Below are 13,316 nucleotides of genomic sequence, written 5' to 3'. Positions count from 1 at the left end.
TGAAAGTTAATTTTAACGGACAGCTTCCTAAAGGAATTTTCTCCAAAGACCTGATCTTGTTCTTTATCGGCCAAATTGGCGCCGATGGCGCGACTTACCTGGCGCTGGAGATCGGCGGCCAGGCGATCAATGAAATGTCGGTCGACGCTCGTTTCACCATTTCCAATATGGCAATCGAATGCGGCGCAAAAGCTGGACTGATGGAAGCCGACGCTAAAGTTTTAGATTGGGTCAAAGAGCGTTCCAAGAAAAAAGCTAACCCTATCACCGCAGATAAAAACGCGATCTACCAGCAGATCGTCGAGATCGACGTCACCAAGCTTGAGCCGCAGATCGCCAAACCGCACACGGTCGACAATGTTTGCGGCTTGACGGAAGTCGCCGGAACCCCGGTCCAACAGGGTTTCATCGGCACCTGCACCAACGGCCGGCTGGAAGATTTCCAGATTGCTGCCAAGATCCTCAAAGGAAAAAAAGTCAAAGACGGTTGCCGCCTGATCATTGCTCCCGCTTCTAAGGATATCCTGATGGCGATGATCAATGACGGGACATACCAAACACTGCTCGATTGCGGAGCCCTCGCCGTCACCCCGGGGTGCGGTCCCTGCGTCGGCACTCACAACGGGGTCCCCTCCGACGGTGAAAATGTCATTTCGACCGCCAACCGGAACTTTCTGGGTCGAATGGGAAATAAAAACGCCTTTATTTATCTGGGCTCGCCAGCCACCGTTGCCGCTTCGATGATCGAAGGCCAAATCGTCGATCCAAGGAAATATTTATGAGCTTAACCGGGAAAGCAAAATTACCGACCAAAAAGATCGTCAACGACATCAACACCGATTACGTCATTTCGGGCCGCTACAAATTCAAGATCCAGGACCCGGTCGAACTGGCAAAACACGTTATGGAAGACCTGGATCCGGAATTTTACTCCCGGCTTGAGAAAGGGGACCTCCTTGTCGCCGGCAGGAACTTTGGCTGCGGCTCATCCCGCGAACAGGCCCCGATGGCGATCAAATACGCCGGGGTCGGCGCGGTCATTGCCAAATCTTTCGCTAGAATTTTTTACCGCAACTGCTTCAACCTCGGCATCCTGGCGATTGAAGCCGACACCGACGGGATCGCCGAAGGGGACCAGCTGGAGATCGATCTCGACGGCGGCAAGATCATCAATAAGACCAAGGGAACTAACATTAAAATCGCCCCTCTGCCGAAAACTATGCAAACCCTGCTCGCCGACGGCGGGCTGGTTGAACACTTCAAAAAGCACGGCGGCTTCAAGATCTAACCGCTATTTGTTATAATTACAGCCATGTATTATTACGACTGGACCCTTATCCTGCTTCTCCCCGCGATGATTCTCGCTTTTTACGCGCAGTTCAAGGTTAAATCGACTTTTGCCAAATACTCCAACGTCTCTTCCCGGAAAGGGATAACGGGAGCGTCAGCTGCCCAAAGCATCCTTAACTCTGCCGGGCTGGCGGAGGTTGCGGTCAAAGAAACGCCCGGCGAGTTAAGCGATCATTACGACCCAAGAGACAAAACACTTTATCTTTCGCAAGAGGTCTATCGTAGCACTTCGGTCGCTTCGCTGGGAGTTGCTGCCCACGAAGCCGGTCATGCGGTCCAGGATGCCAGGTCTTATGCGCCCCTAAAAATGCGGAACGGCATGGTCCCGATCTCCAACCTTGGGACAACGCTCGCCTTCCCGCTTTTTTTTCTGGGAATTCTTTTCAGCTATAAGCCGCTTATGGATATCGGGATCGTCTTTTTTTCGCTGGCGGTCTTTTTCTCGGTCGTCACCCTGCCGGTCGAATTTGACGCAAGCCGACGGGCAATCAAAGTTCTGGCCGAAGGCGGCTACCTGACGGAGGCAGAAGTCCCGATGGCCCGCTCGGTCCTGAACGCCGCCGCCCTGACCTATATCGCCGCTGCCGCCATGGCGATCCTCAACCTGGTCCGGCTGCTCGCCCTGCGCAATCAGCGGGATTAGTGCTCTACTTATTCGGCCCGACTGCCGTCGGCAAAACCAGCTTATCGATCGAACTCGCCAAACAAATTAACGGCGAAATAATCTCCGCCGATTCGATGCAGGTTTACAGAGGAATGGATATCGGGACCGCCAAACCGACCGCCGAAGAACGGCAGGGGGTGCCGCATCACCTCATCGACATCCGAGACCCAGGCGATGAGTGGACCGTCTCCGACTTTGTCGGCGAGTGCTCCAGGATATCGGCCGAGGTGAAGCGCAAAGGGAAAACCCCGATCATTGTCGGGGGGACCGGCCTCTATCTCTGGTCGCTTATTGAGGGTTTTGCTTTCCCGATCACTCCATCTGACAAAGAACTGCGAGCCAGGCTGGAAACAATTCCGACTACCACACTCTACTCTCAACTTTCTACTATCGATCCGGTTGCCGCCGCGAAAATCCACCTTAACGATAAAAAGAGGCTTACGCGGGCGCTCGAAGTCTTTGAGCTGACCGGCCAGCCGATCTCGGAACTGCAGAAATTGCGGATTGAGGAACCGCAACGTTCAGTCACAGTTTCCAAATACAATCTCTTTTGCCTCACCCTCCCCCGCGAACAGCTTTATGAACGGATCAATCAGCGGGTCGACCGGATGATCGCCTGCGGTTTGATCGCCGAGGTTAAATCTTTATTAGCCAAAGGGTACAAAAGGGAGCTCCCAGCGCTACAGGGACTAGGCTATAAAGAGGTGATCGACTATTTAAATGGCGGCTACCCGACTGAAGCGGCAATGATCGAGGAGCTAAAAAAGAGAACTCGTAATTTTGCCCGCCGTCAACTCACCTGGTTCCGGAGGTTCAAGGGGACAATCTGGCTCGACGCCCAGGACCAATCCGCCGCTCTCAAGGCAATCTCTAATAATCTATCTGAAAACCGGTAAACTCGCCGGTTGCCGGCTCCCAGTAAAATTCCTCTTTTTGGATCCGTCGTTTAAATATCCGGCTAAGCGCGGAAGTATATTGCGCTATCGCCTCTTCTTCCCCTTCAACAACCAGCTCCACCTTTTCACCCGGCAAATTCTTGACCCAGCCGACAACGGGAAACTTCCCCGCCTGGTCGACCGCCGTGTAACGAAACCCCACTCCCTGCACCCGACCGGAATAGACAACATGAGCGCGCTTCATCATGCTCTGCATTATAACAAACTCCCCATTTTTCCGCGTTAGCGGATGGTGGGTGAGGGCGTGTTGACGACCACAAGAAAATAAGCGATAATAGAGTAATGCCAAGACAAAGACAACAAGAGATTAAGCGGCGCCAAAAACGGGCTAAAGAAGCCAAGAGAAAAAAGGGCCTGCTGAAAAAACGCTCCTAAATTGCTTCTCTAACCAAGACCGCTATTGATTCAATGTGAAGAGTGTGCGGGAACATATCAACCGGTTGCACGACCTGGGTCTTATATCCATTATTCTCCAATAGCCGCAGGTCCCGCACCAGGCTTTCCGGCCCGCAGGAAACATAAATTATCTTCTTGGCCCCGGACCTGACAACGCTTTTAAGGACCTGTTCCGAACACCCGCCGCGCGGCGGATCCAGAACAACAACATCGGCCTTTTTCGGCATAAGCTGCTCAACCTTTCCCAGCTTCATCTCAACCTTCACAAAATTGTTCAATTTAATGTTCTCCAGCGCGTCTTTGACCGCCGGGGCGCACTCTTCGATCCCGACAACTTCGCTGGCTTTTGTTGAAAGCCAAAAAGCTACCGGGCCGATTCCCGCGTAGGCATCAACGACCAACTCTCGTCCAGTCAAGGCCGCCAGCTCTTTAACTTTGTCATAAAGCTTGACCGCTTGGACCGGATTGACCTGGTAAAAAGACGGGAGCTGGACCTTAAAAATGTATTTGCCTAGTTTGTCTTTAATAAAGGTCCCGCCAAATAAAGAGTTGAACTTTTCGCCTAAAATAACGTTGTTCTTATGGTTGTTAATGTTCTGGACGATCCCGATGATCCGCCGTTTTTCTTCGTATTTTGGATAGTCCTGATGCCGGGCGACCAGGCGATGCATCAGCCGCTCCTGCTTCTTGATCTCGCTGGCTACCGTAAAGCCGGCGGGAAGCCCCCTCCCATTAACCACGATGCCAAGCAAGATCTCGTTGGTCGCGAACGCGCTCCGGCCGATAAAGTGGCGCAGGACCCCTTGCCCGCTCTTTTCGTCATAAGCGGAAAGGCCGCGCTCTTCAAAGATCTTGTGGGCGATCTGGGCGATCTCGGTCAGGAACGGGTCCTGGGTATAGCATTCTTTAATATTGACCACTTCATGGGTCCGTCTTTTGAAATATCCCATCTGCAGACGGCCATTTTGAGAGCGGATCGGAAACTGGATCTTGTTCCGGTAGAACCAGGGGTCGTCCATCCCGATCGTCGGCTCAACCTTGACCCCATTGATCCCCTGCTCCGCCAAACGATCAACAACCTCTTCCCGTTTTAACTCCAGCTGGAGCGGATATGGGATATCCTGCAGCTGACAACCGCCGCATGTCCCAAAATAAGGACAACGGGGTTCGATCCGTTCTTTAATATCTTTTAATTTTTCTTCCATATTGTTCATTATACCTTACTATTATCTTTCCTCTTTATCCGGCTTAAATTTCAACGTCATTGAAATTCGGCCCGCTGTCGTCCGACATATAAGTGCATGAAAAAAACAAGTTTTGATCGTCCGACCCGGGTTGCCTTTCCGCCTTTCAACGGTCGGCGCATCATTAAATACGGCAACCCGAACCACCTGACCGCCGCGGCCAGATCGACCTGGGGAGATCAATTATACTCTAAAAATATGGGTTTCTTTGCCCGTGCTTGGCAAGCCTCTCAGCTCCTCCAGGATAAAGCGCATCAGGCCGGTCAGCGAAGCAGTTTTAGCCTCGGTAAGTTTTATGCCGCGGCAACTCTGGCCGTTAAAGCTCACGTCAACCAGGACGGAGGACCAATCCTTAGGAAATCAGGCGAACTCTACGTTTACCATATGCTAAGGATTATCGAACGATTAACGGAAACAGACGCTCCTTATCTTGGAGGAGACGCTTATGTCGCCGTTTGGCTGCACGACACCCTGGAAGACACCTCTTTGAGTGCAGAGGAGATCGGCATGGTTTTCGGTGAGCGGACCAAAGGGATAGTCCAGGCCCTTTCGAATTTAAAGACCGGAAAACAGGAAACCAAGCTTCAGCAGGCCGAGCGGTATGAGCCGCTATTCATCCGGGCGGCAATGCGGTTCATGGAATCCATATATATTAAAATGGCTGATCTTGACGACTATTTCGACACTTGTAAAAAACTGAGCCCGGAAAGCAAGTTCTACCATTTTCGGTTCGTCGATGAAGTGATTTTTCCGCTGGCGGTCGCGGTCGTCGGGGCCAGAGCAATGGCCCTGAACGTGGCCAACAAAGCCCTTAAAATCGCCCATCCAACCGATTTTTCTGACTTACAAAATATACTCGAAACAGCGATCCCCGGTCCAATCCTTCAAAAATATCGCCTCTCGATCGTTGACCAGCTTTTGGCCAAAGGATTAAATGTCGAGGCCCAGGTTGCCATCCGGACCCCTTATGAAATGTTTGTCAAATACCGCGCGGAAGCGGCCGAAGCGAAATGGAATTTTTCGGTCCTTAAAAAACGCCTTGAACACTACGAACTGCCTCCCATTGCCGGGCCATTTAGATATTATTTTTCCGGACGCAACCTATTCTTTATCGATGTGATGACCGAAGATGAGGCCGCCTGCTATCAAGTCCGGGCTCTTCTGGCCAAGGGCGGCGCGACCGGCGGTTCGATCCTCCCGGAAAGGAGCCGCGACTTTATCGTCAACCAAAAACCGAACGGCTATCGCGCCCTCCACGATGAATTTAAAGGGGAAATTGAGCTCCGCCTCCGGATCTTTTCTCGGGAAATGAACTTGACCAACCGTCTTGGACTGGCGGCTGTAAGCCTGTCTGCCTCCGGCATGGCCTCTCTGTCGTCACCGTTGCTGTCAGAATCAAGCCTGGAACTCACCCAAAGGGCCGACCGTGAAGGACGGCGGCATCTCCTGCAAAGGCTTCCCCATATGAGAGAAGTCGAGGTCGGGGTAAAATCAGTCAGAGGACATCTCCGGCAAAATAGATCGCGTCACGCGCTGATCGACCAGCGGAGTACCTGGTTTGATCTGGCGGCCGCGTGTGATCCCGGCTATCCCTTAAGGCTGGTTAGCGGGGAATGGGAAGGTCGCGTTTTTGGCGGAGGGAAGCTTGGCGAAGTTTTTCAATGGTTCTCCGGACAAAATGTTTCCCTGACTTTGGCGACGAGCGGCGTGGGCCACGATCTTTTTTCTTTGATCCGTGAACCAAACTTATTGAGCCAGGTTAAAACCCATATTTCCCGCCTTCCCTTCCGACAACAGGTCAACCTGGGAAAAAAGATGATCGTTCAGGCGACCGTGGAAGCGCGGAGAAATGGGATAAAGATTTTTAGCTATTCTGATTTACACGGTGAATTGTTGGACGATCTCGATCGCTCCGGCTGGTTTCAAAAAGGGGTGACAATTCTCGAGGACATCCATAATACCAGTTGGGCTTCAGCCGATGATTTTTATCGCCAAATCGCGAGCGGCGCTATTCCGCTCCATCAGGCAATGGGGGCCTTTTATTCTGGTTATAACGATTTGCCGTTTTAACCGTAAATCGAATCCCGAAATTGCTTGGCCTTGGCCAGTTCTTCCCTGATCTTCTCGCCATTTCCTTCTTTGATCAATCCTTCCAGAGAAGACAAAGACCGCTTGAAGGCGCCGATCATTTTCAGGACCGCTTTTTTGTTGGTGGTGAACATATCGACCCCTAGGATAGGGTCGCCGGAAACGATCCTGGTTGCATCGCGAAAACCGGAAGCAGCGCATTGGGCCATGGTCGCGCGTTCTGCTTCTCCCGCCACCGCGTTAACCAGCGCCGCCGCGACCGCCAAGGGGGCATGACTGATCGCCGCTACGACCAGGTCGTGAGCTTTTGGCTCCATCTCCAATGGTTTGGCGCCCATTGACCGGACAACCTCGGCTACTTTGTCCAAAGCCCGCTGGCTGGTCCTGGAGGTCCGGGTCAGGGCCCAGGTCCGGCCGTAAAAGAGACCTGCTTCGGCCGCATCAATTTTAAATCGCTCTTTACCCGCCAAGGGATGGCCGCCAACATAATAAACCCCTTTGGGCATTAACTTTTCCAATTGGGAAACGATCTCATATTTTGAGCTGCCAACGTCGCTAACGATCGCCCCTTTTTTTAGTTGCGGGGCGACCTCTGAAACAACGGGAACGATCAGATTGATCGGAGTGCAGATAAAGACCAGGTCGGCATCATTAACCCCTTGCAGATGATCAGTCGTCCCCTCGTCGATCGCGCCAAGCGCGAGCGCCTTTTCTATGGTTTTTTCGTCACGGGGGACCCCGATCACTTTATGCCCGCCACTTTTTTTCAATGCCAAACCAAGCGAGCCACCGATCAAACCAAGCCCGATAATTGCTATTCTCATGTGTCTCCTCTACTTAAATAAATATGTCAGAAGCTCGTGGCCATGCTTTATTTTGAACTTCGATTTCCTGATCTGTCTTTCGCTATAACCTTTGATCCGCGCCGAACAAAGCTTGTTGTACGAGGAAAAGATCGCAAAGGGGACCGGATCAGCGGTATGGGTCATATATTTGATCGGTGTAGGATGGTCCGGCAGGACCAGGATCTTGGCATTGATCTTTTTTAAGCGGATCTTTTCCAGGATCGGCCCGACCACCAACCGGTCAAAATCCTCGATCGCCCGGATCTTGTGCCTGACATCTCCTTCATGCCCCGCTTCATCCGGCGCCTCGACATGGACAAAAACAACCTCATGCCGCTTAATAGCGTTAATGGCATATTTTGCCTTCCCGGAATAATTGGTATCCAGGTAGCCGGTCGCCCCCGGCACATTGATCACTTCCATGCCGGTGATCAGGCCAAGTCCTTTCAATAAGTGGACCGCAGTGATCACCGCGCCGCTTTTCTTGTATTTTCCGGAAAAGGACTCAATTCTCGGCTGGCCTCCCTGTCCCCATGGCCAAATGATCGTCGCCTTTGACCTGATCTTGCGTAAGATCAATTCACTTTCGTTAATTATAGAAAGAAGCGTCTCTTCTCCTCTACCTTTCGGCAAATATGACCCGATCTTTTTGCCCGAAATATCGTGCGGCGGGGTGGTTTTTATTCCCACCAGCCTTTGCATCTCTCCGCCGCTCAAATTTCGGAAAACCAGAAGGTTCCGATAGCTAAGCCCGGGGATAAACTCAATATTTTTAGACCCGATCTTCTTATTGAGCTCTCTAAACACCCGCTTCGCATCTTCGGTAGAAATATGCCCGGCGGTAAAGTCGGCCATTGTTCCATTTTTAACTGTTACCAGGTTGCAGCGGAAAGCAATATCCTTTTCTCCCAGCTTCACGCCCAAGCTGGCCGCCTCCAGCGGCCCCCGGCCGGTATAGCCTTTTTTGGGGTCGTAGCCAAAAATGCTCATCGCCGCGACATCAGACCCCGGGATCATCCCGGTCGGAACGTTTTTTGTCCAACCGCAAACGCCATATTGGGCAATATAGTCCAGGTTCGGGGTTTTCGCTGCTTCCAGGGGCGTTTTGCCGCCAAGCGCTTTGAGCGGCAGATCGGACATTCCATCACCGATTACTACGAAGTATTTCATTAAGCGTTGACACTCCTTTGCTGGCCGCGGCGGCGCTGGTTGATCGGGTAAGCTTTAACAATTGATTTTCCAGCATCAACTTTGCTTTTTCCACCTCGACTAATTTCTTTTTCAACTCTTCTGGTTTGTCCTCGTTGCTAACTTCGATATGGAGCTTGTTAATAATATTTTCCTTCATCGTCTTGTTAATTTGCGGGACCATTCTCTTGGCGATCGGAAAAGCCCATTGATACGCCGAAACCGATATTTTTGTCATAAAAGCTTCGCTCATATCTTTTTTAAACCCGACCGGCAAAGCCAAAGATAACAATAACTGCAAAATAAGCCCCGCCACCAACATTCCCCGCCCCCCTCCAACAACGGCTCCCAGCGCCCGATCAACCGGGCCAAGCACCGTTATAGTGACAATTGTTTTAAGTACCAGGCCGAGCAACAGCTCAAGTACTATCAAGACAATCAGCCAGATAAAAATGAAGGTCAGGATCGTGGCAATGTTTAAATAGTCTTTATAGATCGCTGAATAATTGGCAAAGAACTCAATGACCCCGGCTGCGGCAAAAAGCGCCAGGAAAAAAGCCGCTACTCCGCCAAGGGACCTGGCAAATCCATCGCGCACTCCAAGTAGAATGAAGCCAACGACAAAAAGCCCGATGATCAGGTCAGCCATACTACCCCTTTGCTAGTTCCGCTTTTAGGTCCTTTAGCTTTTGTTTCAATCCAGGATACTTCAAAGCCAATATTTGCGCCGCCAGGATCGCCGCGTTTTTAGCCCCATCGATCGCCACTGTAGCTACCGGCACTCCGGCCGGCATCTGAACAATGGCAAATAAGGCGTCGTGGCCTGAAAGAGTGGGCGAATGCAAGGGTAAGCCGATTACCGGCAAGGTGGTGTGGGCCGCGACCACGCCCGGGAGGGCTGCGGCCATGCCGGCAGCGGCAATGATCAGGTCATATTTCCCTTCCGCGGCAACCGCGTATTCTTCAACAATTTTCGGCGTGCGGTGGGCAGAAGCAACGGTTACTTCATACTCAATACCGAACAAGGCAAGCTGTTTTTCCGTTTTCTCTACGACCGGCAGGTCTGACTTACTCCCGAGAATAATCCCTACTTTTGGCATTTTCCCTCCTAAATTAAGCCGGCGTCACCGTCATTATCTTGCGCGCCTGGTCGGGGTATTTGGCCACAAAAAGCAACTCGTCCTTGGTCAGAGGCTTCTGGGTATGTACATTGGCATAGCGAGCCAATTCCAGCACTCGCTCCGCTTCTTTCTCATCCTTGAATTCGATCTCCAGCTTGCCGAAAACATTATAAAAACCTTTGATCCCGCTATATTCACCGACTGTTATTTGGCGGCCGGTCTCAACCAGTTCGGCCTCGCCGCGGCCCAATTCTTCGTAGTCATAAAGCTCGTAGTTGCGGCGGTCTTTTAGCGCCCCATCGGCGTGGATCCCCGATTCGTGAGCGAACGCGTTGGCTCCTACTCCTACCTGATTGACCGGCAATGGAATATTGAAAGCATATGAGGCGTATTTCGCGATATGCCAGGCTTTGTTTAAATTGACCCCTTCCGGAAATAGATTTTTTCCCTTTAAGCCGCTCGCGTATTTAAGCGCGAGCAAGACGGAAAGCATATCGGCATTTCCCGCTCTTTCCCCGACGCCATTAACGGTCGTATTGATGAAGGCGTCCTGGCCGCCATCGATCGCCCCTTTCGCTCCCATGACCGAACAGGCGACCGCCATTCCCAGGTCGTTGTGGCAATGGAGCTCGATCGGCATTTTGATCTCCTGAGCAAGAGTTTTAATTCTCTCATAAATGGTCTGCGGGTCATCGGCGCCCAACGTATCGCAATAGCGCAATCGTTTAGCCCCTTTCGCTTTAGCCGCCTTGCCAAATTTAATCAAAAATTCCAGGTTTGTCCTGGAAGCATCTTCGGCATTTACCCCGACCGATTCGGCTCCATAGCCATATGCGGACTCAACCGCCTCCCCCATGCTCGCTATGATCGAGTTCTCATCCATTTTGCCCATGAACTTTCCGGTCAGCATGATCGCCGAGGTCGACATCGACAGATTGATATGTTTGAGCTTGGGAACCAGCTTAAAAGAAAGGTCAACGTCCTTTTTGATCGCCCTGGCCCAGCCTTCAAGCCTGATCGGAGCCAACGCTCCCAGCTCGGCCAGCTCAAGGTTCGCATTTAGGTAGTTGGTCTCATGTTTGGTGAAGGGAAATCCAAATTCGGACTGAAAGACCCCCATCTCATTTAAGAGCATATTGATGATCGTCTTTTCCAGTTTGGCCATTCCGATCCGTGCGGTTTGCACCCCGTCGCGGTTAGTTACGTCTAATATATATACTTTCGGCATATTTTACTCCCTCCTGATTGAATTATAGCTTAACTGTTCCTCTTACACAAGTTTTCTCGTCAAGGCAAGGCGAACATGTTATACTATTTTTATCATGCGCAAATTAATTGGGCTGGTGGGTTATCCGTTAGGGCACAGCGTCTCGCCGGCAATGCACAATGCCGCGTTCAAAGCTTTGAATATCGACTATGAATACGTCCCTTTCGAGGTTGATCAGTATGACCTCCCCCAGTCGGTTGCCGGCCTGCGGGCGCTGCACATTGCCGGGTTTAACGTCACCGTTCCCCACAAAGAGACCATTGTTCCTCTGCTGGACGACGTAACCAAATTGGCCCAGGTTATCGGCGCGGTCAATACCGTCCAAAACCAGGACGGGACATTGATTGGATACAATACTGATGGGCCGGGTTTTCTTGAATCATTAAGGGAAGATGCGGGTTTTGATCCCCGGGGAAAAGAAGTTGTTATTCTGGGGGCGGGCGGAGCGAGCCGGGCAGTCACAATTATGCTGACGGAAGCCAAGGTTAGGTCGCTCGTTATCGCCGACCTGGATGAAGACAAGGCAAAGATGCTGGCCTCGCAGGCGGGCTCATTTTCCAAGGTCCCCTGTCGGCATTCCGCCTTAGATAGCTCCGACCTCAACCGGGCGATCGCTTCGGCGGATCTATTGGTTAATACTACGCCGGTCGGCATGTCCCCTAAAGCAGGTTTTTCTCCATTACCAGCCGACACAGCACTTAACCCAAAAACATTAATTTATGACTTAGTTTACAATCCGGCCGAGACCGCATTTATAAAACAGGCAAAAAAGAACGGTTGCAAAACCTGCTCCGGGTTAGGGATGCTGGTTAGACAGGGAGGGCTTGCCTTTACAATTTTTACTGGCGAAGAACCGCCGCTAGAGGTTATGTGGGAGGCGGCACGGAACGGCCTGAAAAGCTGAAAAACTTCTCCGCCATTTCTTTGATCTTGTCAAACATCGCAAGAACAACGGAACGCGGATCAAACCTGGAACAGCTAAGGCAGGCCCTATATTTTATTTGCGGGGCGGAACATATTTCTCCATCATAAAACAAACATTTTTTATTTGTTTTCTTTGGTAGATACACACTGATCTCTTGCGTGTTTTCAATCTTATAAGTTTGCATTTTCCCTTCTTTCAATTGTTTTTCGCCATTCATTGAAGTTAATTTCAAGCTTTTTGTTTTGGCAATAAAATTGCTGGCATCCTTTTTATGGAACAACAAAATACCCCGGAGCTTCTTGAGGAAATATTCCATAAAGCGGTCTCTCTGGCCGCATCCGATATTCACCTGGAGCCGCGCGACGACTTTCTCCGGGTCCGCTATCGGATCGACGGACTTTTGGTTGATGGCAACCCGGTCAACAAAACAAAACAGCCCCCACTACTCTCCAGGTTAAAGCTCCTTTGCGACCTTGATATCGGGGAAACCAGGCTGCCACAGGATGGCCGAAGCGAACTTCGGATCGCAAAACAGCTTTTTGACCTGCGAACTTCTATCCTGCCAACTATTCACGGCGAAAAAGCAGTTGTCAGACTTCTGCCGCGACGCCAGGCGCAAGTTAAACTGAACGAACTGGGCATGAATGAAAATTCTTTTGCCGCCTATCTCTCGATCATTGAGCGGCGGCAGGGACTTGTGTTAATAACCGGCCCGACCGGATCAGGAAAAACCACCACCCTCTATGCCACTCTTTCCTTTCTTAACAACAAAGAAACAAATATCATGACCATCGAGGAGCCGGTTGAATACCAGCTCCCCGGCATCAATCAGGTCCAGGTCAACAATAAATCCGGCCTGACTTTTTCCCGCGGCTTGCGCAGTATTCTCCGGCAAGACCCGGACATCATCATGGTAGGGGAGATCCGTGACCAGGAAACGGCCAGAATTGCCATTCAAGCCGCTTTGACCGGTCATCAGGTTTTTTCAACATTACATACCAACAGCGCCTCGGCGGCTGTCGAAAGATTGGTCGAGATAGGAATAGAACCTTACCTGGTTAAAGCAACCGTGGCTGGTGTCGTCGCACAACGACTGGTCCGCAAGAAAACTTCGGATGGCTATCTGGGGAGGGTCGGCCTTTTCGAGGTTTTAGTCGGCTCAAGCGCCGGGCCTGATTTCCGGCCGCTCATTGAAGATGCTCGAGAAAAACTCATCAATGGCTTAACCGATGAAATTGAGGTCGCCCGGGTCATGGGCTTTTGATATACTTA

General features: G+C 51.3%; 15 protein-coding genes. 7 read left to right on the top strand and 8 right to left on the bottom strand.

Annotation, left to right across the window (positions count from 1 at the left end; translation table 11 throughout):
• The 4 genes from KKF06_07700 to miaA all read left to right on the top strand — a co-directional run.
• Positions 1-782 (top strand): 3-isopropylmalate dehydratase large subunit (locus KKF06_07700; GenBank protein ID MBU1617639.1); only part of this gene is annotated, 782 nt, incomplete at its 5' end.
• Positions 779-1,288 carry a 3-isopropylmalate dehydratase small subunit gene (locus KKF06_07695; protein ID MBU1617638.1) on the top strand — a complete coding sequence of 170 codons (510 nt, stop codon included), beginning with the start codon at positions 779-781 and terminating at the stop codon, positions 1,286-1,288. The genes KKF06_07700 and KKF06_07695, both read left to right, overlap by 4 nt.
• Positions 1,289-1,312: 24 nt before the next feature.
• Positions 1,313-1,993 (top strand): zinc metallopeptidase, encoded by a 681-nt coding sequence (locus KKF06_07690; GenBank protein ID MBU1617637.1) that lies wholly within the window; start codon positions 1,313-1,315, stop codon positions 1,991-1,993.
• Positions 1,993-2,910 (top strand): tRNA (adenosine(37)-N6)-dimethylallyltransferase MiaA, encoded by a 918-nt coding sequence (miaA, locus tag KKF06_07685; protein ID MBU1617636.1) that lies wholly within the window; start codon positions 1,993-1,995, stop codon positions 2,908-2,910. Before KKF06_07690 ends, miaA begins: the two co-directional genes overlap by 1 nt.
• Here miaA and KKF06_07680 read toward each other — a convergent pair.
• Together KKF06_07680 and rlmD are read right to left on the bottom strand one after the other, a co-directional pair.
• Positions 2,885-3,157, bottom strand: a complete 273-nt coding sequence (locus tag KKF06_07680; GenBank protein ID MBU1617635.1) for an acylphosphatase — start codon at positions 3,155-3,157, stop codon at positions 2,885-2,887. The genes miaA and KKF06_07680 overlap by 26 nt on opposite strands.
• A gap of 184 nt (positions 3,158-3,341) precedes the next feature.
• Positions 3,342-4,580 carry a 23S rRNA (uracil(1939)-C(5))-methyltransferase RlmD gene (gene rlmD / locus KKF06_07675; GenBank protein ID MBU1617634.1) on the bottom strand — a complete coding sequence of 413 codons (1,239 nt, stop codon included), beginning with the start codon at positions 4,578-4,580 and terminating at the stop codon, positions 3,342-3,344.
• An 87-nt stretch (positions 4,581-4,667) separates the two neighbouring features.
• Here rlmD and KKF06_07670 point away from each other — a divergent pair, with 87 nt between their 5' ends.
• Positions 4,668-6,680, top strand: coding sequence for a hypothetical protein (locus tag KKF06_07670; GenBank protein ID MBU1617633.1), 2,013 nt, complete (start codon positions 4,668-4,670; stop codon positions 6,678-6,680).
• Here the strand turns inward: KKF06_07670 and KKF06_07665 are convergent.
• From KKF06_07665 to KKF06_07645, 5 genes are read right to left on the bottom strand one after another with little or no spacing between them, the layout of a single operon-like run.
• On the bottom strand, positions 6,677-7,522 hold the full coding sequence (locus KKF06_07665; protein ID MBU1617632.1) for a prephenate dehydrogenase/arogenate dehydrogenase family protein: 846 nt from the start codon (positions 7,520-7,522) through the stop codon (positions 6,677-6,679). The genes KKF06_07670 and KKF06_07665 overlap by 4 nt on opposite strands.
• Positions 7,523-7,531: 9 nt before the next feature.
• Entirely contained in the window at positions 7,532-8,713 is a 1,182-nt protein-coding gene (locus KKF06_07660) for a cofactor-independent phosphoglycerate mutase (GenBank protein MBU1617631.1), read from the bottom strand.
• Positions 8,688-9,380 (bottom strand): CvpA family protein, encoded by a 693-nt coding sequence (locus tag KKF06_07655; GenBank protein ID MBU1617630.1) that lies wholly within the window; start codon positions 9,378-9,380, stop codon positions 8,688-8,690. Before KKF06_07655 ends, KKF06_07660 begins: the two co-directional genes overlap by 26 nt.
• A gap of 1 nt (position 9,381) precedes the next feature.
• The gene (purE, locus tag KKF06_07650; protein ID MBU1617629.1) at positions 9,382-9,831 is read right to left on the bottom strand and encodes a 5-(carboxyamino)imidazole ribonucleotide mutase; all 450 of its coding nucleotides are present in this window, start codon (positions 9,829-9,831) and stop codon (positions 9,382-9,384) included.
• A 13-nt stretch (positions 9,832-9,844) separates the two neighbouring features.
• Positions 9,845-11,080, bottom strand: coding sequence for a homocitrate synthase (locus tag KKF06_07645; GenBank protein MBU1617628.1), 1,236 nt, complete (start codon positions 11,078-11,080; stop codon positions 9,845-9,847).
• 94 nt (positions 11,081-11,174) lie between these two features.
• Between KKF06_07645 and KKF06_07640 the strand changes: the two genes are divergently transcribed.
• A complete protein-coding gene (locus tag KKF06_07640) occupies positions 11,175-12,023 on the top strand; it encodes a shikimate dehydrogenase (GenBank protein ID MBU1617627.1) in 849 nt (282 codons plus the stop codon).
• Here the strand turns inward: KKF06_07640 and KKF06_07635 are convergent.
• Positions 11,986-12,324: a hypothetical protein gene (locus KKF06_07635; GenBank protein ID MBU1617626.1), complete on the bottom strand. Its 339-nt coding sequence runs from the start codon at positions 12,322-12,324 to the stop codon at positions 11,986-11,988. The genes KKF06_07640 and KKF06_07635 overlap by 38 nt on opposite strands.
• Between KKF06_07635 and KKF06_07630 the strand changes: the two genes are divergently transcribed.
• Entirely contained in the window at positions 12,316-13,308 is a 993-nt protein-coding gene (locus tag KKF06_07630; GenBank protein MBU1617625.1) for a GspE/PulE family protein, read from the top strand. The two genes, KKF06_07635 and KKF06_07630, sit on opposite strands and share 9 nt — an antisense overlap.
• The last annotated feature ends 8 nt before the right edge of the window (positions 13,309-13,316 follow it).

Source organism: Candidatus Margulisiibacteriota bacterium (assembly GCA_018822365.1).
Classification (GTDB): domain Bacteria; phylum Margulisbacteria; class WOR-1; order O2-12-FULL-45-9; family XYB2-FULL-48-7; genus XYB2-FULL-45-9.
This window is presented reverse-complemented; position numbering and strand designations above follow the sequence as displayed.

What these genes read in the sequence shown, in the direction of transcription:
- KKF06_07630 (MBU1617625.1), top strand. Translation starts at nt 12,316, where the DNA reads ATGGAACAACAAAATACCCCGGAGCTTCTTGAGGAAATATTCCATAAA.
- KKF06_07665 (MBU1617632.1), bottom strand. Translation starts at nt 7,522, where the DNA reads ATGAGAATAGCAATTATCGGGCTTGGTTTGATCGGTGGCTCGCTTGGT.
- KKF06_07645 (MBU1617628.1), bottom strand. Translation starts at nt 11,080, where the DNA reads ATGCCGAAAGTATATATATTAGACGTAACTAACCGCGACGGGGTGCAA.
- KKF06_07680 (MBU1617635.1), bottom strand. Translation starts at nt 3,157, where the DNA reads ATGATGAAGCGCGCTCATGTTGTCTATTCCGGTCGGGTGCAGGGAGTG.
- KKF06_07695 (MBU1617638.1), top strand. Translation starts at nt 779, where the DNA reads ATGAGCTTAACCGGGAAAGCAAAATTACCGACCAAAAAGATCGTCAAC.
- rlmD (MBU1617634.1), bottom strand. Translation starts at nt 4,580, where the DNA reads ATGAACAATATGGAAGAAAAATTAAAAGATATTAAAGAACGGATCGAA.
- KKF06_07655 (MBU1617630.1), bottom strand. Translation starts at nt 9,380, where the DNA reads ATGGCTGACCTGATCATCGGGCTTTTTGTCGTTGGCTTCATTCTACTT.
- KKF06_07640 (MBU1617627.1), top strand. Translation starts at nt 11,175, where the DNA reads ATGCGCAAATTAATTGGGCTGGTGGGTTATCCGTTAGGGCACAGCGTC.
- KKF06_07670 (MBU1617633.1), top strand. Translation starts at nt 4,668, where the DNA reads ATGAAAAAAACAAGTTTTGATCGTCCGACCCGGGTTGCCTTTCCGCCT.
- KKF06_07690 (MBU1617637.1), top strand. Translation starts at nt 1,313, where the DNA reads ATGTATTATTACGACTGGACCCTTATCCTGCTTCTCCCCGCGATGATT.
- KKF06_07660 (MBU1617631.1), bottom strand. Translation starts at nt 8,713, where the DNA reads ATGAAATACTTCGTAGTAATCGGTGATGGAATGTCCGATCTGCCGCTC.
- purE (MBU1617629.1), bottom strand. Translation starts at nt 9,831, where the DNA reads ATGCCAAAAGTAGGGATTATTCTCGGGAGTAAGTCAGACCTGCCGGTC.